Below are 22660 nucleotides of genomic sequence, written 5' to 3' on the forward strand. Positions count from 1 at the left end.
GGACCTCTGGCACTCAGCAAACGCGCCAAATGAGCCGAGCTGAGCGTGGCGGTCCCAAGATCAGGGCGGTTGGTGAGTGGTGGAACCTCGGCCCGCCGTGGAGGGGTCAACGCGGCGGGCCGAGGGTCAGGGGACGAGCGCCTCGGTACGGCGCTCGACGGGGCTGAACTCGACGTCCAACCCGAAGCAGGACGGGCCGAACACCGCCAACGCCTCAGGGGTTCGCATCAGGTCTGGCGTGGAGATCCCCACCACGGTCACGCGCTGGCCGTAGCGCAGGCCTTCCGTGGTGATCGGCTCCGCGGTATCCGCCTCGAGTACGCAGATCAGGTCCGGCACGGTGCACACCACCTCACCGTCAACCTCCGCGACCAGGTTCTCGTTCTGGAAGCGCAACTCGAGCTGCGACGTCCCGTCGTACCCGGTGAAGCGCGCCCGCCCGCGCGCAAACCCCTCGACGGTACGGCGTTCCACATCGACGACCTTCCCGCGGAACAGCACCCGCAGGTGGTTGTACAGCGTCGGCGCAAGGGCAGCCCGCACAGCCTCGATCGGATCCTCGTGCGCCGCCCGCGCCTCCCGGACCGCCCGCCCGATCGACAACCCGAGCGAGAGCGTCCGCGGTACGGCGGTCCGCTTCACCTCTGCGCCCGTCATCGAGTACTCCGCGATGTGCGCGACCCCGCCGAGCCGGATGGTGATCCCACGCGCCAGCCACTCCATCTGCTGGTTGTCCGCGCCGGTGTCGATCACCACGGTCTCGTCGTGTTCCCCGGCGATCGCCATCGGCGACCCGGGGACGCCGTACACCGAGAACGTCTCCATCTGCAGCTCGGGGAACGCCCGCCCCATCCCGTCCGCGTCGACGACCGGCAACCCGGTCCGCGCGGCGACGAGCAGCGGGATCATCGAGTTGATGCCGCCGCACTCGATCGGCATCGTCGCGTCGGCGCGGCGGCCGAGGTGTTTCTCGAGCGCGCGCAGGGCGCCGACCGGTTCGCTGCCGCGCGGGATCTTCTCCACGATCACGGTCGGCGCGCCCATCTGCGCGGTCGGGATGACGAACGCGTCGTCATCCAGTTCGTCCGGATTGAGCACCGTGATCGGGCCGTGCTCACGGATCGCCTGCTCGACGAGCAGTCGCCCGATCAGCGGATCACCGCCGCCGCCGGTCCCGAGAATCGCCGCCCCGCGGGCGAGATCCTTCAAATGCTCGAGACCGAGCTCCCAACTCATGCTGTCTCCAGGGCGCGGATCGGGTCGAGGTCGTAGCCGAAGTACCGCGGGCCCACCAGCTCGATGCCTTCCGGGGAGTGCCAGCGTTCGTCGGCCGGTGCGACGAGCACGCTGACCCGGTGGCCGTAGCGCAGCGCCTCGGTGGTGATCGGCTCGCCGGACTCGGTGTCGAGCACGATGATCAGGTCCGGCGTCGTCGCCAACGCCGTACCGTCAAGCTCCGCGACCAGGTGCTCGTTCTGGAACCGCAGCACCAGCAACCGGCCGTGTGAGGCATCCAGTCCGTCGACCGCCGCGTCACCGCGTGCGAAGCCGGTCGTCGTACGGCGTTGCACGTCGACGACCTTGCCGACGTGCAGCAGCCGCCCGCCCAACTCGTCCACGACCGCCGCGACCGGATCGGTGTGCGAACGCTGCGCCTGCTCGATCGCGCGGCCGATCGTGACGCACTTGCTGAGGGTGCCGGCGACGAACGATCCGCGGACGTCCGCGCCGGTCATCGCGTACAGCGAGACGATCGCCGAGCAGCCCATGTCGACGGTCGCCGAGCGCGCCAGCCGTTCGGCCCACTCGTTGCTGATCGTGTCGAACACGCCGCGGTTGCCCTTCTCGTCGACGATCGACATCGGCGTGGCCTCGATACCGGCGAGCGTCGGCAGCACCATCTGCAGTTCGGGGAACGCGCGGCCCATGCCGTCGCCGTCCACCAGCGGCAGCCCGAGTTGCGCGGCGGCGATCACCGGGACGGTCGAGTTGACCCCGCCGGCCTCGATACAGGCCAGGTGCGTCGGCGTCTTCCCGACGTACTTCGCCAGCGTCTGCACCGCGACCGAGATCTGATCGGCCGACGGCAGCTTCTCCACCATGACCGTTGGCGCGCCCATCATCGCCACCGGCAGTACGCACGCGTCGTCCGGAAGGTCGCCGACGGCAACGATCTCGACCGGCCCGTGCTCGCGCAACGCCTGCTCGGCCAGCAACCGCCCGATGTGCGGGTCCCCGCCACCCCCGGTGCCCAGCACGGCGGCACCGCGGGCGAGGGGCCCCAGGTCTTCAGCACGCAACTTCATCGCAACCACTCCACCCCGGACGCCCAGCCCATCACAATTGCGTGCTCCGCCGCCCGTCCCGCGGGGCCGGTCGCTTGCGGCTCATTTGTGATGGGCTGGAGATCCGCGCTCATCGGGTTTCCCCCAGGCGGAGGTCGCCGACCGCCTTGCAGCGGATGCGGGTCGCGTTGCCGGGGAGGTACGGGATCGGGACCTCGTCGAAGTCCACGATCCGCACGGCCGCGGGGTCGGCGCCGGCCGCGATCGCGCGGTCGACGGCCTCCTGCCGCGCCTCGTCCACCACCGCGTCCCGGCGGCCCGGGTCGATCGCGTACACGCGGTCGACCTCGCCGCCGACCTGCGCGATCGCGGCACCGATCGCGTTCGCGACCGCGAAGTGGTCCGGCCGATGTACGGCGAGACTGCCGGGAAGATCGTCCGGCAGCAGGATCGACCCGCCGCCGACCGCCACCACGGGCAGCGGATCCGGCGACGTACGCATCCGCTCCACCGCGTCCGCGATGTCCGCCGCCACTCGCGCCAGAGCCGACTTCACCAGCGTCGGATCCAGGTCCGCGACCGCTTCCGCGTCACCCACGACAGCCCGACCGGCCGCGACCGCAATGTCCGTCGCCGTCAGCGTCTTGCCGCCGAAGACCAACGCCTCCTCGGTCAACCGGTAGCCCACCGACCGCGGCCCGACCGTCACCTGGTCGTTGCCCTCGGCCACCAGACTGCCGCCGCCGATCCCGATGCTGAGTACGTCGGGCATCCGGAAGTTGGTCCGCACCCCGGCCACGTCGACCTCGGTCGTCGCCTCCCGCGGGAAGCCGTGGGTGAGTACGCCGACATCGCTCGTCGTACCGCCGACGTCGACGACCGCGCACGTGTCGAGACCGGACAGCAGCGCCGCGCCGCGCATCGAGTTGGTCGGGCCGGACGCGAACGTGGCGACCGGGTACCGGCGGGCGAAGTCGACGTCCATCAGCGTGCCGTCGTTCTGGCTCAGGTACAGCGGTGCGGAGATGCCGTGACCGGCGACCGCACCGGACAGCCCGTCGACGATGCTCGCCGCCAGCTCACGGAGCGCGGCGTTGATGATGGTCGCGTTCTCCCGCTCCAGCAGGCCGATCCGGCCGATCTCGTGCGACATCGAGATCGCCACGTCGTCGCCGAGCTCGGATCGCAGGATCTCGGCCGCGCGGAGCTCGAACTCGTTGCTCACCGGCGAGAACACCGACGAGATCGCCACCGACCGAACGCCGTGCGCCACCATGTCCGCCGCGTGCCGGCGCAGTTCGTCCGGGTCCAGCTCAGCAATGTGCCGGCCGTCGAACTCGTGACCTCCGTGCGCCAGGTAGCTGCGGCCGCTGATCGCCTCGACCAGCCGCTCGGGCCAGTCGACCAGCGGCGGCAGTGACGCGGTGGCGGGCAGCCCGAGCCGCAGCGCCGCAGTCGGTGCCAGCCGCCGCGCCTCGACGAGCGCGTTGATGAAGTGCGTGGTGCCGATCATCACGGCCTGCACCTGCGCCGGGTCGAAGGATCGCTCCGCCTGCAGCCGGTCCAGGGTGTCGATGATGCCGGCCGTCACGTCCGCGCTGGTCGCCGACTTGTTCGCCGCCAGCACGGTCGTGCCGTCCAGCAGCACGGCGTCGGTGTTCGTGCCGCCGACATCGATGCCGATACGCATTCCAGATCCTCCCGTTGAATGACTCAGTTGCTCAGCTGGTGGCGGGTACGGCGTCGACGCCGGCCGGCTCGCTGTCCATCGTGCGGCTGGTCCCCAGGCCGCGGATCAGTCCGAGCCTGCCTGCCACGACGTAGGCCAGGAAGCCGACGACGAGCGAGTTGATGCTCGGCAGGCCCCACGCGACGTACTTGCCGATCAGCGCGGCGCCGATCCAGATCACGATCGTGGCCGGCACCCAGGTCGGGGCGGTCGCGGGCAGCGTGCCGCTCGCGCGGGACGCGTCGAGGTCGGGGCGCCAGCGCTTCACCACGAAGTACTCCGCGACCATGATCCCCGCGATCGGCGGGAACGCGACCCCGAGCACGATCAGGAAGTCGGTGAACTTGTCCAGGATCCCGCCGGCCGCGAGCACACTGCCGAGGACACCGACGACCAGCGTGACGGCCGCCCGGTTGACGTGCCGACCGAAGACGGTGCCGATGAAGTTCACCACGCCGAGGCCGGAGCTGTAGAGGTTCCAGTCGTTGATCTTGATCGTGCCCAGGATGATCACCAGCGTGCCGACCCAGCCGACCGACGAGGTGACGATGGTGACCACGTTCGCCGAGCCGATCGCGTGCGCCAGCAGTACGCCGACCAGACCGATCACGTACTCGCCGAGGGTGATGCCGAGCACGGTCTGCTTGACCACGTCGCCGACCGTCCGGTTGAAGCGGGTCATGTCCGGGGTGATCACCGCGCCGACGATGAATCCGCCGGCGACCAGCGTCGTACCCTCCAGCAGGCTCAGGGGCGGACCGGCCGGTGCGGCGTTGACCAGCGAGCCGAGGCTGTGGTCGGACAGTTCGCTGATGATCGACCAGCCGACCAGGACCAGGAAGGCCGGGACGGTCACGTAGGCGACCCAGGCCATCGAGTGGAAGCCGCGCAGGACTACGAGGGTGACGGCGAGGCCGAAGACGAGCGACCAGCCCCAGGTCGGCAGGATGCCGATCAGCTGGCTCAGACCGGCCGCGGACACCGCCGACTGGATCCCGAACCAGCCGATCAGGCTGATCCCGATCGCCAGGCCGATCAGCGACGAGCCGGCCTGGCCGAACCCGGTCCAGCGCGCGATCACCGAGGTCTGCAGGCCCTCGCGGACGCCGATGACGCCGATCAGGATCGCGACGAGTTCGAGGATCACCGCGCCGAGCGTGAGCGCCCAGAACGCGGTCCAGAAACTCATCCCGAACCCGAGCGTCGCGCCGAGCAGGAACTGACTGAGCGCCGAGATCTGCCCGAAGCGCTGGGTCGCGACCGACCACCACGAGTACCGCGCGTGGTCAGGGACCCTGGCGAGCGCGTAGTCGTCCGCACCAACAGATGTACCGGCCATGGAAACCTCCAGCCCTGGGATTTCATCGAACGTACGACGGTTGATCCCTGGCCTCACCGTGGAATCTGCACACCCGACGGGCGCCGACTGTGCAACCGGCCCAACTCGCTACCCTTGTCGCGATGCCCGGTCACATGCTGCGGTTACTCGGCGTACTCACAGTAGTCGCCGGTGTCTTCGCCATGCATGGACTGACGTCTCACCACGATGCCGCGATGGCCACGCCGGCGATGGCGATGACACATACCGAGCCGGCCGGGGTGCATGTCGATCCGATGGACGAGATGCACGACATGGGCGGGGCCTGTCTGGCGGTCCTGACCGGGCTCGTGCTGTTGCTCGCATTGGCGCTGGGACTGCGGAGTCAGCTGGTCTGGCGGGCGGTGTCGTTGCCTGCCACGAGTGCACGGTTCGTGCTGGGTGAGCGGTCACCGCCTGGGTCGGCGCGGTCGTTGGGTGTACTGCGGATATAGGCCGACGTGCGCCTGTTCCGCCGTACCCGATTTCGACGACCCCTAGGAATGTGATGACGCACGTCTACCGTACGACCGCGGCCTCGGCCGCTCTTCTCGCCGCAGTGTTCGGCGTCGCCGGCTGTGGCGACTCGGAGGCCGGCTCGATGCCGGGGATGAACCATGGCAGCCCTAGTACGCCGGTGTCGGCCGCCGCTGCCTTCAACGCCGCGGATGTGGCGTTCGCGACGCAGATGATCCCGCACCACCAGCAGGCCGTGACGATGGCGGACCTGGCGTTGCGGAAGGCAACGACCGCGGAGGTCAAGAACCTCGCGACCGCGATCAAGGCCGCGCAGGCGCCGGAGATCGAGCAACTCTCCGGGTGGCTGACCGGCTGGGGCAAGCCGGTGCCGACGCCGGGTGAACACAGCGGTCACACCATGACCGGGATGATGAGCCCGCAGGAGATGGACGACCTGAACAAGGCGACCGGCAGCATGTTCGACCGCATGTGGGTCGAGATGATGATCAAGCACCACCAGGGCGCGGTCGCCATGGCCAAGACCGAACAGACCAGCGGTAAGGACGCCGCCTCGGTCGCCTTGGCGAAGAAGATCCAGACCGCTCAAACCACCGAGATCGCCACGATGCAAAGGCTCCTCGGCAGGCTGCCGACCGCCTGACCAGCCCCGTTCTCCGGAAAGAAATCGTCGCCCAGCGGCAAATTCTTTCCGGAGAGCGGGCTAGGGCGCCGGGCTCCAGGTCACCTGCAACCCGTCGCGGCGGGCGATCTGCTCGACCCGCTCCGCGACTCGGGTGCTCTGCTGCTCGAGCTCGCCCGCGTCCGCCGCCTCGAGCCGCAGGACCAGCTCCTCGGGCGTCGCGCGCACCGACCAGGTCGCCGTACCGAGGTCGACGACCAGCTCGTCGTCGGACGTGGACAGCACCTTCAACCCGCCCGGGCCGTGCGCCATGTGGCTCGTCAGCTGGACGAGATACCGATCCGCGCGCGCCGTACCGAGCCGTGCTTCGAGAGCCGCCACGGCATCCTCCTTTTTCGAGACACTGTGTCTCGATCATAGGCAGACTGTCCGGCTAGAATCCAGCCATGCCGAAGTTGTGGAACGACAGCATCGCCACCCACCGCCACGCGGTCCGGGAAGCGATCCTCGACGCCACCGCCGCCCTCGTCGCCGAACGCGGCCTGACCGGTATCACCATGGCCGAGGTCGCGCACCGCGCCGGTGTCGGGCGGGCGACGCTCTACAAGTACTTCGCCGACGTCGACTCGACCCTCGCCGCCTGGCACCAGCGTCAGGTCGCCGGGCACCTGCAACAGCTCTCCGAGATCTGGGAGCGGACCCACCGCATCGACGACGTACTGGAGGCGTACGCGTTCATCTGCCACGAACATCCGCCGACGGAGGCCGCCCAGTCGCTGCATCGGTCGGAGCAGGTCAGTCATGCCCGCGAGCACCTGATTTCCTTTGTCGCGGAGCGGCTGGGTGAGGTGCGCGTCGACGTACCGCCGAAGGAGTTGGCGACGTACTGCGTGCACGCTCTCCAAGCAGCAGGCGCCGTACCGTCGAAAGCCGCGGTACGGCGCCTGGTGATGGTCACGCTGGACGGGCTAAGAAGCGAGCCGCGTGGGTGAGAGGTTGAGGCGGCGGAGCAGTTGGGCGTTGAGGGCTACGACGATCGTGGAGATCGACATCAGGAGGGCGCCGGCGGCGGGTGAGACGACCACCCCGGCGAAGGCGAGGACTCCGGCGGCGAGCGGGACCGTGATCACGTTGTAGCCGGTGGCCCAGACGAGGTTCTGCCACATCTTCCGGTAGCTCGCCTTGGACAGATCGATGACCGAAAGGACAGCGCGCGGGTCGTCGGCGGCGAGGACGACACCGGCGGACTCGATCGCGACGTCGGTGCCGGCGCCGATCGCGATGCCGACCTCGGCCCGGGCCAGCGCCGGGGCGTCGTTCACGCCGTCACCGACCATCGCGACCTTCAGCCCGCGGGCCTGCAGCTCCGCGACCTTGGCGTCCTTGTCCTGCGGCAGCACCTCGGCGAACACCTCGTCGATGCCCAGCTCCTTGGCCACCGCCTCGGCGACCTGATGCGCGTCGCCGGTGATCATCGCGACCTTCACCCCACGCTTGTGCAGCGCGGCGACCGCCTGCCGGGACTCTTCGCGGATCTCGTCCTCGAGAGCGATCGCACCCAGCACCTGCCCGTCCCGGACCACGTGCAGCACGGCCGCCCCGCGAGCCTTCCAACCCGCGACCTCCGCGTCGAGTGCGTCCGGCTCGGTCAAACCGTTCTCCCGCAGGTACGCCGGTCCGCCGACCGCGACCTCCGCACCGCCGACCGTCGCCTGCACACCCCGCCCGGTCAGCGACCGGAAGTCCGACGCAACGAGCTTGCCACTCGCCACCGCACCACCCGGGTTGCCGCCGACCAGCACCCGGGCGTCGCGCTCCCGAACGATTGCCTTTGCCAATGGGTGCTCGCTGTCCGCCTCGACCGCCGCCGCCAGCTCCAGCAACTCGTCGTGCGACACCACGTCGACCGTCGCGACCCCGGTGACGGCCGGCTCGCCCTTCGTCAACGTGCCGGTCTTGTCGAACAGGACCGCGTCGATCGTCCGCATCCGCTCCAGCGCCAACCGGTTCTTCACGAGTACGCCGGCCTTCGCCGCACGCTCCGTGGAGATCGCGATCACCAGCGGGATGGCCAGCCCGAGGGCGTGCGGGCAGGCGATCACCAGGACGGTCACCGTTCGCGTCACGGCCTCGTCGAGCTTGCCGAGCAACGCCCAGACCACGAACGTGATGAGGCCGGCGATCGACGCGAAGTAGAAGAGGAACGCGGCGGCGCGATCCGCCAGCGCCTGCGCACGGGAGGACGAGGCCTGCGCCTCGGCCACCAACCGCTGGATGCCGGCCAGCGCCGTGTCGTCGCCGACCGCGGTGATCTCGACGCGCAGAGCGTTGTCAGTGGCAACAGTTCCCGCGACGACGGCGTCGCCGACGGCCCGCGATACCGGCTTCGATTCGCCGGTGATCATCGACTCGTCGACCTCGGCCTGCCCTTCGACGACGGTTCCGTCTGCCGGCACTCGTCCGCCGGAACGCACCAGTACGACGTCACCGGCCTGCAACTCGTGCAGCGACACCTCGACAACCCCGTCGTCGGTCACCTTCTCGGCCGAGTCCGGAAGCAGCGCGGCCAGCGCGTCGAGCGCACCGGACGCCGCGCCGAGCGCCCGCATCTCCAGCCAGTGCCCGAGCAGCATGATCACGATCAGCAGCGCGAGCTCCCACCAGAAGTCCAGGTCGAACCCGCCGAGCTGGAGCGTGGTCACCCACGAGGCGACGAACGCGACGGTGATCGCCATCGAGATCAGCAGCATCATCCCGGGGCGCCGCGACTTCAGTTCGCTCCAACCACCGGTCAGGAACGGCTGCCCGCCGTACGCGAAGATCACCGTGCCGAGCACCGGCGCGATCAGCCCCGCGCCGGGGAAGTCCGGCCGCATGTACCCCAGCAGGTCCGCGAACATCTCGCTGAAGAACACCACCGGCACCGCCAGCGCCAGGCTGATCCAGAACCGGTCCTTGAACTGCGCCGCATGATCCCCGTGCCCGCCATGACCACCAGGACCACCGTGTCCGCCGTGGTCCATGTGGTCCTCGTGACCACCGTGTTCGTGCTGCTCGTGCTCGCTCATACCCGAGAAGATACCCCTAGGGGGTATCGGAAATCAAGGCATGGAAGAGCCCCGCCACCCGAAGGTGACGGGGCTGACACCCGAACCGGCTACAGCGGATCGATGTCGGTCAGGTTCTCCGGGGTCAGCTCGACCCACCGGGTGATGCCGATGTCGCGCAGGAACGGCACGTCGTGACTGGCGATCACAAGTGCTCCGTTGTACGACGCCAACGCGTCCTTCAACTGCGCCACGCTGGCGAGGTCGAGGTTGTTCGTCGGCTCGTCCAGCATCAGCAGCTGCGGCGGCGGTTCAGCGAGGAGCAGTGCCGCCAGCGTCGCCCGGAAGCGTTCGCCGCCGGACAGCGTGCTGACCAACTGATCCGCCGCCCGCCCACGGAACAGGAACCGCGCGAGCCGCGACCGCCGCTCCTGGTTCTCCGTGCTCGGAGCCAGCAACGCCAGGTTGTCCACGATCGAGAGGTCGTCCCGCAGCAGGTCGAGCCGCTGCGGCAGGTACCGGAACGGCACAGCCGGCAACTCCCCCGCCACGATCGACTGCAGCAGCGTGGTCTTCCCGGCGCCGTTCGGCCCGGTCAGCGCGATCCGCTCCGGACCACGGATCTCCAGGTCGACGTGCGCCCCGGTCCGCAGTACGTGATCCTCCAGCCGCAGCACGACGCGCCCAGCCGGTACGGCGGTCTTCGGCAGGTCGACCCGGATCGCGTCGTCGTCGTGAACCTTCTCCTCCGCGTCCGCGAGCGCTTCCTGCGCCGAGTCGAGCCGCTCGGACTGCATCCCGAGATGCTTGCCGGCCGACACCTGAGCGGACCGTTTCAGCCCGCCCGCGATGATCTTCGGGATCCCGCCCTGCTCGAAGGCACGCTGCCCCCGGGCCCGGCGCTGATCCATCTTCATCCGCGCCTCGACCAGATCCTTCTTCTGCTTGCGTACGTCGGCCTCCGCCGCCCGCAGCATCCGCTCCGCGGCCTCCTGCTCGACAGCGACCGCCTCCTCGTAGGCGGTCAGGTTCCCGCCGTACCAGGTGACGTCGCCCTTGCGCAGGTCCCCGATCTGGTCGACGCGATCCAGCAGTTCGCGGTCGTGGCTGACGATCACCAACGCACCACGGAACTGGTCGACGGCGTCGTACAGATGCCGCCGCGCCCGCAGGTCGAGGTTGTTGGTCGGCTCGTCGAGCAGCAGTACGTCGGGACGCCGCAGCAACTCGGCGGCGAGCCCGAGCAGGATCGTCTCGCCGCCGGACAGCTCGCCGACGCTGCGGTCGAGGTCGATCGCCCCCAGCCCGAGCTTGCCGAGCAACGCCTCGGCGCGTTCGTCGACGTCCCACTCGTCGCCGACGATCGCGAAGTTCTGCTCCGAGGCGTCACCCGACTCGATCGCGGTGATCGCCCGCCGGACGGCCTCGATACCGAGCGCCTGGTCGACCCGCAACGAAGTGTCGAGGGTCAGGTCCTGCGGCAGGTACCCGAGCTCGCCGCTGACCCGGATCGCCCCGCGCTGCGGGGTGAGCCGGCCGGCGATCAACCGGAGCAGCGTCGATTTGCCCGCGCCGTTGCGGCCGACCAGGCCGGAACGGACCGGACCGGCGACGAACGTCAGGCCGTCGAACAGCACTTCGCCGTCGGGCCAGGCGAAGAAGAGGTCGGTACAGGACAAGGAAAAGCTCATGAGTGTCGACTCCAGATGAGGTCTCGAACGAGACCGCACACCAGATGAGGTGGCGATCAATCAGTTGCGGAGAAAGACCTCAGTTCGACAACTCGAACCCCTGCCCTCGGGAATGTGACATCGCCAAGCTTACGGATCCTGGTTGGGTTGATCAACTATTTTCCGAACGCTTGCGCCGGGCAACGATCACCAGGTCGACCAGCGCGACCACGGCAAGCACCCCGAACGCGACCACCCACCCGCCAGGGAGATCGAGCAGGGCGGACAGGACGGCGGCCGCGATCCAAAGCAACAGGCCGAACGTCGCCAGCACGATCCGCAGCGTCAATGCGCTCCGGGGTGGAGGAGGTTCGAAGGCCATACCTCCGATGTACTCCTAGGACGCCTTGCGGAGCCAGGTTTCGACGCCGGCGATGTGGGCGGTCATCCAGGCGCGGGCCGCCTCGGCGTCGCGGATCTCGATGGCGTCCAGGATCGCGGCATGCTCGGCGAGGGTGCGCTCGACCGCGCCGGCCTGGGTGACGCCGCGCCAGATCCGGGCCCGCTGGGTGGCGCCGGAGATCCCGTCGAGCAGCGAACAGACCACCTGGTTCCCGGTCGCCTCGGCGATCCCGCGATGGAACCGCAGGTCGTTCGCGACCAGTTCCTCGACCGAGGCATCCGGCGCCAGATCGCTGGTCAGCAGGCGTAGTTCGGTGACCTGTTCCGGGCTGATCCGGGTCGCGGCCAGCGCCGCCACACCGGGCTCGAGCAGGCGCCGTACCTCGAAGAACTGCAGCACCGAGTCGTCGCGGTGCAGGTCGACCATGAAGTTCAGCGCGTCCAGCAGATGCGCCGAGTCGAGGCTGCTCACGTACGTTCCGTCGCCGTGCCGGACGTCCAGCACGTTGACGAGCGTGAGCGCCTTGACCGCCTCCCGCAGCGAGTTCCGCGACAACCCCAGCCGGGCGGCGAGATCCGCCTCCTTCGGCAACCGGTCCCCCGGCCCGAGCTCCCCCGAGGTGATCATCCCCTTGATCTTGACGATCGCCTCATCCGTCAACGCCATCCGTTCAGTATGCCGCCAGCCGAGCCTAAGAACAGGAGGTAGTGCTCGGCCGGCGAAGCCCTCCCGCCTGAGGCGGCCCGCCGCAGGGCCGATTTCACCCACCACCTCCTGTCCTTAGGTACATCACCCCGTGCCGGCGACCCGGGCGAGGAGGGTGGGGCGGGTGGAGGCGCCGGTCTTGGCGAGGACCGCCTTGACGTGGTCGTTGACGGTGTGTTCGGACAGGACCAGGCGCTGGGCGATGTGGCGGGAGTCGGCGCCGGTGGTCAGCTCGGCGAGGATCTCGCGTTCGCGGGGTGTCAGGGCGTGCGCGAGGGCGAAGACTTCCAGTCGTTCGGCGGGAGTGGATTCCTCGATGGTGACCGCGATGTCGGAGTCGGGTGCGGTGCGGGCGGCTCGGAGGGTGATCCAACGGCCGGCGCCGAGGTGGACGCGCGACCAGGGCGGCCCGACCGGTACGCCGTTCTCGGCGGCAACGAGAGCTGCCGCCAGGTTGTACGCCGCGGCCGGGATCGCCTGCTCGACCACGGCGGGATCATCCGGCGGGTTCAACCGGTGCAGCGCTTCGCGAGCCGCGGGCGTACCGACCTGGACCTGCAGATCCGCGCCGAGAACAAGAACGGCCGGCCCGCCAGCTGGAGGCGGGATCGGGGTGGTGAAGGTTCTTGCCTGGGCGCTTCGGAGGGCGGTGGTCAGGAATGGTGCGACGGACGCGATCAGGTCGCGTTCGTTCGAGGTGAAGGGCGAGCTGCTCGTGCGCCACAGGTCCAGCCAAGCCCAGCAGCCGAAGCGGTCTGCAAAGACCGCAGTCAACACGTCGACGTCATCCGGACGACGCCATACGACTGGCCCATCACCCACCACGAGGTCGGTCCAGCGGGTGCCTCGGTTCAGGTACCGCGCCTGGATGAGGGCGGGGAGGTCCGGCCAGGACAGGCCCGGGATGTCGGCCAGGGGTGAGGTGCCGATCCGGGTGACCGGGTCGGTGAGGGTCCAGACGTGGGCGTCGAACGGCACCGCACGCCGCAGCTCGGTCAGCGCCCGCTCGCGCAGCACCTTGGCGTCGAGCGTGCCGGAACACAGTCGTTCCACCCGATCCCGCACACCGTGAGCGTACGAAAGATCCCCAGGATCGGGGATGGGACAGGCCGCCCGGCAGGCTCACGCTGATCGCATGATCACACTGCACATCGAGAACACCATCGCCGACTACGACGCGTGGAAGGCGGCCTTCGACCGCTACGACCGCGCCCGCCGCGACCACCACGTGCTCGCGTACCGCATCAGCCGTCCCGTCGACGACCCCGCCACGGTCCACATCGACCTCGACTTCGACACCCGCGAGGACGCCACTGCCTTCGTCCAGGTCCTCGAGAAGATCTGGCAGACCCCGCTCTCCGCCGGCGTCTCCAGCACCCACGCCGTCCCCGAGCTACGAACCCTTGAGGAGGCGACCGCCCAGCCTCCGCTGATGAGCACACCGAGTCCGGAGGCTGTCCAGGCAATGAAGGCCAATCATGCCCAGGTGGACTGATTTGGAGCGTGACGTTGACCACACTTCTGCGCAGTGGTGATCGTCACGGGTGGCGAGTGGACAACTGCATACAGTGGGCAGCCACGCTCAGGACGCCGTCCGGACCGGCCCGCGGAGGACCGCCGGAAAGCCACCTCTGCAAGGCGTCCCGGAGCTATGACCGTCGCTCTCCGCGCCGGCGGGCGGTGAGAGGACGGCGTGTGGCCTGAAACACCTTTGTGGGCAGTGTTTCAGGTGCCGATGGATCCGGTCGTGAGAGCCCGACCACTCGACACACTGGTCCGGTGGTCCCGAGCTGTGGAAGTGGTCCCCCTGCTATTAGCCTTTGCTTGGGACACCACCCATAACATCAGGATTAACGAACCGCGGTACCGGACCCGAAATCGGAAGAGGCGAACTGCCAAGTGGCCACCGAGCCATCAGACACCAATCCCCTAGCAGCCTTCGGTGCGAACGAATGGCTGGTCGACGAGCTGTACGAGAAGTACCAGCAGGACCCGAATTCGGTGGATCCGGCGTGGCTCGACTTCTTCAAGACCTACAAGCCAGGTGACGCGACGCCGGTGACCACCGCCCCGGCCGACGCTCCCCGGCCGGATGCCGTGTCCGACAACAAGACGCCCGAGGCGCCGAGCCGCGGTACGGCGACGTCCGCGCCGGCCTCGAGCGCACCCGCGGCGACCACCGCCGCGACCCAGCCGACGCCGGCCGCCGCAGCGGCCGCCGCGCCGAAGACCCAGCCGGCAGCTCAGCCCGCAGCGAAGCAAGCACCGGCCCAGTCCGGCGCCCCGACCGGAGGCAAGGTGAACCAGCCGCCCAGCGGTCAGGCCAAGCCCGCCCCCGCGGCCGGCGCGGACTCCGAGCGGCTGATCCTGCGCGGTGCCCCGGCGCGGACCGCGCAGAACATGGAGGCCAGCCTCCAGGTCCCGACCGCGACCAGCGTTCGCCAGGTGCCGGTCAAGCTGCTGATCGACAACCGGATCGTCGTCAACAACCACCTCAAGCGCGCCCGCGGCGGCAAGGTGTCCTTCACCCACCTGATCGGCTGGGCGCTGGTCAAGGCGCTGAAGACGCTGCCGGACATGAACGCGTCGTACGACGAGACCGACGGCAAGCCGACCCTGGTCCGCCCGGCGCACATCAACCTCGGCCTGGCCATCGACATGCAGAAGCCGGACGGCACCCGGCAACTGCTGGTGCCGTCGATCAAGGCGACCGAGACGATGACGTTCGCCGACTTCTGGATGGCCTACGAGGACATCGTCCGCCGGGCCCGGGACAACAAGCTCGCGCTGCCGGACTTCCAGGGCACCACGATCAGCCTGACCAACCCCGGCACGATCGGCACCCAGCACTCGGTGCCGCGGCTGATGGCCGGCCAGGGCTGCATCATCGGCGTCGGCGCGATGGAGTACCCGTCGGAGTACCAGGGCGCGGCCGAGGAGACGATGGCCAAGCTCGCGGTCAGCAAGGTGATGACGCTGACCTCGACGTACGACCACCGGATCATCCAGGGCGCCCAGTCGGGTGAGTTCCTGCGCCGGATCCACCAGCTGCTGCTCGGCGGCGAGGGCTTCTACGACGAGATCTTCCAGTCGCTGCGGATCCCCTACGAGCCGATCCGCTGGGCCGCCGACCTCCCGCACAGCCACGAGGAGGACGTCAGCAAGCAGGCCCGGATCCTGGAGCTGATCCACGCGTTCCGGGTGCGCGGCCACATCATGGCCGACACCGACCCGCTGGAGTACAAGCAGCGCAGCCACCCCGACCTCGACGTCGCCACCCACGGCCTGACGCTGTGGGACCTGGACCGCGAGTTCGCCACCGGCTCGTTCGGCGGCAACGACCGGCGGTTCATGAAGCTCCGCGAGATCCTCGGCATCCTGCGCGACTCGTACTGCCGGACCACCGGTATCGAGTACATGCACATCCAGGACCCCGAGCAGCGCAAGTGGATCCAGGAGCGGGTCGAGCGCCCGCACACCAAGCCGCCCCGCGAGGAGCAGCTGCGGATCCTGGCCAAGCTGAACGAGGCCGAGGCCTTCGAGACCTTCCTGCAGACCAAGTACGTCGGTCAGCGCCGCTTCTCGCTCGAGGGCGCGGAGACCACGATCCCGCTGCTCGACGAGCTCTGCGAGGAGGCGGCCGGCGCAGGCCTGGACGAGGTCGCGATCGGAATGGCGCACCGCGGCCGGCTGAACGTGCTGGCGAACATCGTCGGCAAGTCGTACGGCCAGATCTTCCGCGAGTTCGAGGGCAACATCGACCCGCGGACCGTGCAGGGCTCCGGCGACGTCAAGTACCACCTGGGCGCCGAGGGCGAGTTCGTCTCCGAGTTCGGCGACAAGATCAAGGTCTCGGTGGCGGCGAACCCGTCGCACCTGGAGACCGTCGACCCGGTGCTCGAGGGCATCGTCCGGGCCAAGCAGGACATCCTGGACCGCGGCGCCGCGTTCCCGGTGCTGCCGGTGCTGGTGCACGGTGACGCGGCCTTCGCCGGCCAGGGCGTGGTGGCGGAGACGCTGAACCTGTCCCAGCTGCGCGGCTACCGGACCGGCGGCACGATCCACGTGATCGTGAACAACCAGGTCGGCTTCACCACCTCGCCGGCCTCGTCCCGCTCGTCGATGTACTCCACCGACGTGGCCCGGATGGTGCAGGCGCCGATCTTCCACGTGAACGGCGACGACCCCGAGGCCTGCATCCGGGTCGCGGACCTGGCCTTCGAGTACCGGCAGGCGTTCAACAAGGACGTCGTCATCGACCTGGTCTGCTACCGCCGCCGCGGTCACAACGAGGGCGACGACCCGAGCTTCACCCAGCCGCTGATGTACGACCTGATCGAGCAGAAGCGCTCGGTCCGCAAGCTGTACACCGAGGCCCTGATCGGTCGTGGCGACATCACGATCGAAGAGGCCGAGCAGGCGATGCAGGACTTCCAGCAGCGGCTGGAGCGGGTGTTCGCCGAGGTGCGGGACGCGAAGAACGAGCCCGACACGCCGCCGCCGTACGTGACGGCTCCGGACTACCCGAACAAGCCGGAGGGTCCGGACGCCACCGCGATCAGCCGCGAGGCGCTGAAGAAGATCGCCGACGCGTACACCACGCTGCCGGAAGGCTTCACCGTGCACCCGAAGGTGCAGCCGCAGCTGCAGCGCCGGGCGCACGCGATCACCGAGGGCCCGCTCGACTGGGCCAGCGCGGAGATGACCGCCTTCGGCTCGCTGCTGCTCGACGGGCGCCCGGTCCGGCTCGCCGGTCAGGACAGCCGCCGCGGCACGTTCGTCCAGCGGTTCGCCGCCGTCATCGACCGGGTCAACGGGCAGGACCACGTCCCGCTGCAGCACCTGGACGAGGGCCAGGGGAACTTCTACGTCTACGACTCACTGCTCAGCGAGTACGCCGCACTCGGCTTCGAGTACGGGTACTCCGTGGCGCGGCCGGAGGCGCTGGTGCTGTGGGAGGCGCAGTTCGGCGACTTCGTGAACGGCGCCCAGTCGGTCATCGACGAGTACATCTCGTCCGGTGAGGCGAAGTGGGGCCAGAAGTCCGGTGTCGTGCTGCTGCTGCCGCACGGCTACGAGGGCCAGGGCCCGGACCACACGTCGGCCCGGATCGAGCGGTTCCTGCAGCTGTGCGCCGAGGACGCGATGACCGTGGCGCAGCCGTCGACCCCGGCGTCGTACTTCCACCTGCTCCGCCGGCACACGCTCGGCGAGGAGCACGTCCCGATGATCGTCTTCACGCCGAAGCAGCTGCTGCGGCGCAAGGAGGCGGTGTCGCAGCCGGAGGAGCTGACCCACGGCACCTTCAAGCCGGTGATCGGCGACACCGAGGCCGAGGCGAGCGCGGCAGGAGTGGAGCGGGTGATCCTGGCCTCTGGCCGGATCGTGTACGACCTGCTCGCGGAGCGGAAGAAGGTCGAGGCGGACAAGATCAGCACCGCGATCCTCCGGGTCGAGCAGCTCTACCCGCTGCCCGCCGACGAGATCGTCGCCGAGCTGGCGAAGTACCCGAATGCGACCGAGATCCGCTGGGTGCAGGACGAGCCGGCGAACCAGGGCCCGTGGCCGTTCATGGCGCTGAACCTGACCGAGCACCTGGGCGGCAAGCCGTTCTACCGGGTGTCCCGGCCGGCCATGTCGGCTCCGGCGGTCGGCTCGCACGGTGTGCACGGCACCGAGCAGGCGACGCTGCTGAAGCAGGCGTTCAGCTGACGTGTACTTCACCGACCGCGGGATCGAGGAGCTCGAGAAGCGGCGTGGCGAGGAGGATGTCACGCTGGCCTTCGTGGCCGAGCGGCTGCGCGAGTTCGTCGACCTGAACCCGGAGTTCGAGACGCCGATCGAGCGGTTCGCCACCTGGCTGGCCCGCTTGGACGACGAGGACGACTGATCCTCTAGCCTGAGTGAATGCCCTTCGCCTCGCAGCCCGTACGACGGGTTGCCGCAGCGGAGGGCATTCACATGTCCGGCCACTGGCCGCACACGATCCCGGCCGTCCGCCAGCTGCTGACCGACGGGCTCGATCTCGACCCGGGCGTCACGTTCCTGGTCGGCGAGAACGGCGCCGGCAAGTCCACGCTCGTCGAGGCGATCGCGGTCGCCTTCGGGATGTCTCCTGAGGGCGGCTCCACCGGCGCCCGGCTGACTACGCGTGCCACCGAGTCGTCGCTCGCCGACGACCTGCAGCTGACCCGCGGCGCCGGCTCCAAGCGCGCCGGGTTCTTCCTCCGCGCCGAGACGATGCACGGGTTCTACACCTACCTGGAGCAGAACCCGCGGCCGTCCGGCCCGCAGGACACGGCCTTCCACGAGCTGAGCCACGGCGAGAGCTTTCTGAGCCTCATCAACGATCGCTTCACCCGCCAGGGTTTCTACTGCCTCGACGAGCCCGAGTCCGCGCTCTCGTTCTCCAGCAGCCTGGCGGTGGTCGGCGTACTCAACAGTCTCGCCGAGACCGGATCGCAGGTCCTGTGCGCGACGCACTCCCCGGTGATCGCGGCCCTCCCCGGCGCGACGATCCTCGAGGTCGGGGAGTGGGGCATCCGGCGTACGACGTGGGAGGACCTGGAGCTCGTGCAGAACTGGAAGGCATACCTACACGCACCCGAGCGGTACCTGCGGCACGTGCTCTAGTCCGTGTGTGGCGGGCGGGTACGGCGTGGTGGGTCGGGGGCCAGGGTGCCGTCGGGGGCGATGTGCTCGAAGATCTGGTCGACCAGGTTCAGCACGTGCGGGTCGTCGACGGTGTAGATGTGCCGGCGGCCTTCGCGGCGCGCGGTGATGATCCCGGCCAGCCGGAGCTTGCCGAGGTGCTGGCTGGCGGTGGCGATACTGACGCCGACCCGCTCCGCCAGGGTGCCGACGTCGTACTCGCCCTGAGCGGCCAGCGACACCAGGTGCAGCCGGACCGGAGCGGAGAGCATGGCGAAGGTGCCCGCGGCGGAATCGAGCTGCGCCTTCGTCGGTTCACGGTTGGTCATCGCGCAGTCATTGTGACCGCTCAGGCGGTCTCCGGGCAGTGCGCCGGGCCGTCGTGAGGACGGTCTCACACTTTCGCAATTGCGAAAGTATCGAAACGGTGGCACGCTGGAAGGCGTGTTCCGAGCTCTCCGCCCTGTTCTGTTGCTGCTCCTGGCGGCGATCCCCGCGGTCGCCCTCCGGGTCACCGGCACCCATCCCCCGGCGCTCGCGTCGATCCTGATCTTCGGCGTTGCCGTGGTCGCCGCGTCGTTCGTGCTGGCCTGGGCGGCAGAAGCGGCGGAGATGGACATCTCGGGCGGTCTGGCGATCGCGCTGCTCGCGGTCATCGCCGTACTGCCGGAGTACGCGGTGGACCTCTACTTCGCGCACACCGCCGGCTCGAACCCGGAGTACGTGCAGTACGCCGCCGCCAACATGACCGGATCGAACCGGTTGCTGCTCGGCCTCGGCTGGTCCAGCGTCGTCCTGATCAGCCTGTACGTCGCTTCGCGGCGGAGCGGGCGCTCGGTCAAGACGCTCGTACTGGAGACCGGGTACCGGCGTGAGCTGGGCTTTCTCGCTGTCGCCGGTGTGGTCGCGTTCGTGATCCCGGTGACCGGCGAGATCCACCTGCTGCTGGGGATCCTGCTGCTCGCGTTCTTCGCGTTCTACCTGTACCGGGCGGCGATGTCGGAGCATGACGACGAGCCGGACCTGATCGGGCCGGCGGCGACGATCGGCGCGCTACCGACGCTCCAGCGCCGGATCACGGTGACCGCGATGTTCCTGGTCTCGGCCGGGGTGATCCTGGCGGCGGCCGAGCCGTTCGCGGACTCGCTCGTCGCGGGCGGTCAGGCGCTGGGGATGGACCAGTTCCTGCTGGTCCAGTGGCTGGCTCCGCTGGCGTCCGAGGCGCCGGAGTTCATCGTGGCGATCCTGTTCGCCTGGCGGGGCAAGGGGGCCGCGGCGCTGGGTCTGCTGATCTCGGCCAAGGTGAACCAGTGGACGCTGCTGATCGGGAGCCTGCCGATCGCCTACGGGATCGGCGGCGGGGGTGCCGCGCTGCACCTGGACGGGCGGCAGGTCGAGGAGTTCCTGCTGACCGCCACGCAGACGCTGCTCGGCCTCGCGATCCTGCTGAACCTGCGCTTCCCGCGGTGGGCGGCGTGGACGTTGCTGGGCCTGTTCGCGATCCAGTTCGCCGTACCGGGTCAGACCGGGCGCTATGTGATCAGCGTGATCTACCTGGTGCTCGCTGCCGGCGCGGCGATCCACAACCGCAAGCAGCTGGTCCCGACGATCCTGGCCCCGTTCCGGCGTACCGAAGAGCCCGCCGACGCAGAGCGCACCGACGAGCTCGTCAAGGTCTAGCTCGCCTGCTGCTCTTCGATGATCGGGCGGGTACGGCGTTCCTGCGGGCCGGGGCGGCCGCGGCGACGGCCGGCGAGGAACTTCTCGCCCGCGGCGGTGCCGGTGAACTTGGTCCGGCGGGCCCACTCGCGGCATTCCTCGATCACCGGGCACGACGTCAGGCAGATGGCCTGGGCCTTCCGCTGCTCCCACGAGCTGGCCGTCTCGTCGTACGACGGCGCCTGACCGACACACGCGGCCTTCGCCATCCAGTTGTCGGCCGGGTCAACAATCACCGTCAAAGTAGGCCTCATGGGCTCCATCGCTCCTCGTCGATCGGGCGGATCGTAGGAACAGAGTGACCCCGTCGCGTTGCCCCGGTGCGACGCCAATGTTTCAGCCGTGAAACGTCACACCGGTTCGGTGTCACAGATGTGCCGCTGGCACTATCTCCGGATCAGCCGGATCTCCCGCAGGTCGAAGTACGGGTCGTGCTTGCCGACGCCGTCGGGCTCGAATCCGTGCCGGTGGTAGAACCGCTGCGCCCGCTCGTTCCCCTCGAAGACCCAGAGGAAGGCCGGCTGCTTGCCGACGGCAACATCGAGCAGCCGGGCGCCGAGGCCGGTCTTCCAGAACGCCTGGCGGGTGTAGATCGCCTCCAGCTCGAACGGGACCGGCGCGTCCTCGTCGCGCCCAGGCCCGGTGCCGACGAAACCGACCACCCGGTCCTGCAACAAAGCGCCTGGATCCGGGTTCAGGGCGATCCAGCGCGTGTCCCCCTCGCCCAGCCGGGTCGCCCAGCGCTCGGTACGGCGATCAATGTCGGAGGTCCGCTCGAGCAGGAGCTCGGCCGGCACCAGACCGGCGTACGCGTCCCGCCAGCACAACAGATGGCACCACGCGGCCGCCTCGGCGTCCTCGACCGTGGCGGGCCGGATCTCAGGCTGCATCTAGACAGTAAAAACGATCTTGCCGAACACGTCGCCCGCATTCATCTTCTCGAAGCCGGTGCGGGCCTCGGCGAGCGGCAGGACGGTGTCGATGTGCGGTGAGATCCCGGCGTTCGCCATGAACTGCACCAGCTCGGCGAGCTCGGTCCGGGTGCCCATCGTCGAGCCTTGCACCCGCAGCTGCAGGAAGAAGATCCGGTTCAGCTCGGCCGACTTCGGCGCCTGGCCGCTCGTCGCGCCGGAGATCACCAGCGTGCCGCCCTGCTTCAGCGACTTGAGCGAGTGCGACCACGTCGCCTGCCCGACCGTCTCCATCACCGCGTCGACCCGCTCCGGCAGTCGCGCCCCGGACTCGAACGCTTCGTGGGCCCCGATCTCGACCGCCTTGGCCCGCTTGCCCTCGTCCCGGCTGGTCGCCCACACCCGGATCCCGCCGGCCCGCGCCAGCGTGATCAGCGCCGTCGCCACGCCACCACCCGCACCCTGCACGAGGACCGTGTCACCCGGCTTCAGCCCCGACTGCGTGAACAACATCCGGTACGCCGTCAGCCACGCCGTCGGCAGGCACGCAGCCTGCTCGAAACTCATCCCGGCCGGCTTCGGTACGACGTTCCGCGCCGGTACGGCGACCTTCTGCGCCAGCGTGCCCTGGTACCGCTCGCTCAGCAGCGACCGCTTCGGGTCGAGCGTCTCGTCGCCCTTCCACGCCGGGTCCGAGACCACCGCGTGCACGACGACCTCGTTCCCGTCCGGGTCCACGCCCGCCGCGTCACACCCGAGGATCATCGGCAGATTCTGCTCAGCCAGCCCGACCCCCTTCAACGACCACAGGTCGTGGTGGTTGAGCGCAGTCGCCCGTACGTCGATCGTCACCCATCCCTCGGGCACCGTCGGGTCGGGCCGCTCCCCCACCTCCAACGCGGCGATCGGGTTGTCGGCGTCGAACTTGGCGGCATAAGCAGCAAGCATGCGGACCACCCTATGCGGTGGTCCGCACAGAGTCAGTTACCGAACTCACCACCCCACCCCTCGCCACCGCCCCCGGCCCCGCCTCCCACCGCGCCGCATTTCCCTGGTCGACCAGGGAAATTGGGGGTTCCTGACC

22 protein-coding genes are annotated in these 22660 nt (G+C 69.2%); 8 read left to right on the forward strand and 14 right to left on the reverse strand.

What is annotated here, in order from left to right:
• Positions 1–126: 126 nt before the first annotated feature.
• From E0H45_RS00585 to E0H45_RS00600, 4 genes are all read right to left on the reverse strand, one after another.
• Positions 127–1236, reverse strand: coding sequence for a DUF917 domain-containing protein (locus E0H45_RS00585; protein ID WP_131334304.1), 1110 nt, complete (start codon positions 1234–1236; stop codon positions 127–129).
• On the reverse strand, positions 1233–2306 hold the full coding sequence (locus E0H45_RS00590; protein ID WP_131334305.1) for a DUF917 domain-containing protein: 1074 nt from the start codon (positions 2304–2306) through the stop codon (positions 1233–1235). The genes E0H45_RS00585 and E0H45_RS00590 overlap by 4 nt, the downstream gene beginning before the upstream one ends.
• Positions 2307–2415: 109 nt before the next feature.
• Complete coding sequence (locus E0H45_RS00595) at positions 2416–3975, reverse strand: hydantoinase/oxoprolinase N-terminal domain-containing protein (protein ID WP_131334306.1); 1560 nt, start codon at positions 3973–3975, stop codon at positions 2416–2418.
• 31 nt (positions 3976–4006) lie between these two features.
• Positions 4007–5353: a purine-cytosine permease family protein gene (locus E0H45_RS00600; RefSeq protein ID WP_131334307.1), complete on the reverse strand. Its 1347-nt coding sequence runs from the start codon at positions 5351–5353 to the stop codon at positions 4007–4009.
• Between the two features lie 122 nt (positions 5354–5475).
• Between E0H45_RS00600 and E0H45_RS00605 the strand changes: the two genes are divergently transcribed.
• Positions 5476–5826, forward strand: coding sequence for a DUF6153 family protein (locus tag E0H45_RS00605; protein WP_131334308.1), 351 nt, complete (start codon positions 5476–5478; stop codon positions 5824–5826).
• Positions 5827–5879: 53 nt separating this feature from the next.
• Positions 5880–6491 carry a DUF305 domain-containing protein gene (locus tag E0H45_RS00610; protein WP_131334309.1) on the forward strand — a complete coding sequence of 204 codons (612 nt, stop codon included), beginning with the start codon at positions 5880–5882 and terminating at the stop codon, positions 6489–6491.
• 60 nt (positions 6492–6551) lie between these two features.
• Here the strand turns inward: E0H45_RS00610 and E0H45_RS00615 are convergent, their stop codons facing one another.
• Positions 6552–6851, reverse strand: coding sequence for a DUF2218 domain-containing protein (locus tag E0H45_RS00615; RefSeq protein WP_131334310.1), 300 nt, complete (start codon positions 6849–6851; stop codon positions 6552–6554).
• A 65-nt stretch (positions 6852–6916) separates the two neighbouring features.
• Here E0H45_RS00615 and E0H45_RS43550 point away from each other — a divergent pair, with 65 nt between their 5' ends.
• Positions 6917–7462, forward strand: coding sequence for a TetR/AcrR family transcriptional regulator (locus E0H45_RS43550; RefSeq protein ID WP_131334311.1), 546 nt, complete (start codon positions 6917–6919; stop codon positions 7460–7462).
• Here the strand turns inward: E0H45_RS43550 and E0H45_RS00625 are convergent.
• The 5 genes from E0H45_RS00625 to E0H45_RS00645 form a co-directional block, all read right to left on the reverse strand.
• Complete coding sequence (locus E0H45_RS00625; RefSeq protein ID WP_131334312.1) at positions 7439–9538, reverse strand: heavy metal translocating P-type ATPase; 2100 nt, start codon at positions 9536–9538, stop codon at positions 7439–7441. The two genes, E0H45_RS43550 and E0H45_RS00625, sit on opposite strands and share 24 nt — an antisense overlap.
• Positions 9539–9627: 89 nt before the next feature.
• On the reverse strand, positions 9628–11208 hold the full coding sequence (locus E0H45_RS00630) for an ABC-F family ATP-binding cassette domain-containing protein (protein ID WP_131334313.1): 1581 nt from the start codon (positions 11206–11208) through the stop codon (positions 9628–9630).
• A gap of 151 nt (positions 11209–11359) precedes the next feature.
• Positions 11360–11569, reverse strand: a complete 210-nt coding sequence (locus E0H45_RS00635; protein ID WP_131334314.1) for a DUF6343 family protein — start codon at positions 11567–11569, stop codon at positions 11360–11362.
• 15 nt (positions 11570–11584) lie between these two features.
• Positions 11585–12256, reverse strand: coding sequence for a FadR/GntR family transcriptional regulator (locus E0H45_RS00640; protein ID WP_131334315.1), 672 nt, complete (start codon positions 12254–12256; stop codon positions 11585–11587).
• A gap of 123 nt (positions 12257–12379) precedes the next feature.
• Positions 12380–13360, reverse strand: a complete 981-nt coding sequence (locus tag E0H45_RS00645; RefSeq protein ID WP_202872158.1) for a helix-turn-helix transcriptional regulator — start codon at positions 13358–13360, stop codon at positions 12380–12382.
• A gap of 70 nt (positions 13361–13430) precedes the next feature.
• Here E0H45_RS00645 and E0H45_RS00650 point away from each other — a divergent pair, with 70 nt between their 5' ends.
• From E0H45_RS00650 to E0H45_RS00660, 4 genes are all read left to right on the forward strand, one after another.
• Positions 13431–13790 (forward strand): hypothetical protein, encoded by a 360-nt coding sequence (locus E0H45_RS00650; RefSeq protein WP_131334316.1) that lies wholly within the window; start codon positions 13431–13433, stop codon positions 13788–13790.
• Between the two features lie 404 nt (positions 13791–14194).
• Positions 14195–18007: a multifunctional oxoglutarate decarboxylase/oxoglutarate dehydrogenase thiamine pyrophosphate-binding subunit/dihydrolipoyllysine-residue succinyltransferase subunit gene (locus E0H45_RS00655; RefSeq protein WP_131334317.1), complete on the forward strand. Its 3813-nt coding sequence runs from the start codon at positions 14195–14197 to the stop codon at positions 18005–18007.
• A gap of 1 nt (position 18008) precedes the next feature.
• Complete coding sequence (locus E0H45_RS42280) at positions 18009–18185, forward strand: DUF6104 family protein (RefSeq protein WP_165546322.1); 177 nt, start codon at positions 18009–18011, stop codon at positions 18183–18185.
• Positions 18186–18202: 17 nt separating this feature from the next.
• A complete protein-coding gene (locus E0H45_RS00660; RefSeq protein WP_131334318.1) occupies positions 18203–18928 on the forward strand; it encodes an AAA family ATPase in 726 nt (241 codons plus the stop codon).
• On the opposite strand, the gene E0H45_RS00665 is transcribed toward E0H45_RS00660, so the two are convergent.
• Positions 18925–19275, reverse strand: coding sequence for an ArsR/SmtB family transcription factor (locus tag E0H45_RS00665; protein ID WP_131334319.1), 351 nt, complete (start codon positions 19273–19275; stop codon positions 18925–18927). The two genes, E0H45_RS00660 and E0H45_RS00665, sit on opposite strands and share 4 nt — an antisense overlap.
• Before the next feature lie 79 nt (positions 19276–19354).
• On the opposite strand from E0H45_RS00665, the gene E0H45_RS00670 reads away from it, so the two are divergent.
• The gene (locus E0H45_RS00670; RefSeq protein ID WP_238154719.1) at positions 19355–20626 is read left to right on the forward strand and encodes a sodium:proton exchanger; all 1272 of its coding nucleotides are present in this window, start codon (positions 19355–19357) and stop codon (positions 20624–20626) included.
• On the opposite strand, the gene E0H45_RS00675 is transcribed toward E0H45_RS00670, so the two are convergent.
• The 3 genes from E0H45_RS00675 to E0H45_RS00685 all read right to left on the reverse strand — a co-directional run bounded on the left by E0H45_RS00675 (position 20623) and on the right by E0H45_RS00685 (position 22524).
• The gene (locus E0H45_RS00675; RefSeq protein WP_131334320.1) at positions 20623–20919 is read right to left on the reverse strand and encodes a WhiB family transcriptional regulator; all 297 of its coding nucleotides are present in this window, start codon (positions 20917–20919) and stop codon (positions 20623–20625) included. The genes E0H45_RS00670 and E0H45_RS00675 overlap by 4 nt on opposite strands.
• 132 nt (positions 20920–21051) lie before the next feature.
• Positions 21052–21555, reverse strand: a complete 504-nt coding sequence (locus E0H45_RS00680) for a GNAT family N-acetyltransferase (protein ID WP_131334321.1) — start codon at positions 21553–21555, stop codon at positions 21052–21054.
• A complete protein-coding gene (locus E0H45_RS00685) occupies positions 21556–22524 on the reverse strand; it encodes a zinc-binding dehydrogenase (protein WP_131334322.1) in 969 nt (322 codons plus the stop codon).
• Positions 22525–22660: the final 136 nt, after the last annotated feature.

This window comes from Kribbella soli, assembly GCF_004331345.1.
In the GTDB taxonomy this organism is placed as follows: Bacteria; Actinomycetota; Actinomycetes; order Propionibacteriales; family Kribbellaceae; genus Kribbella; species Kribbella soli.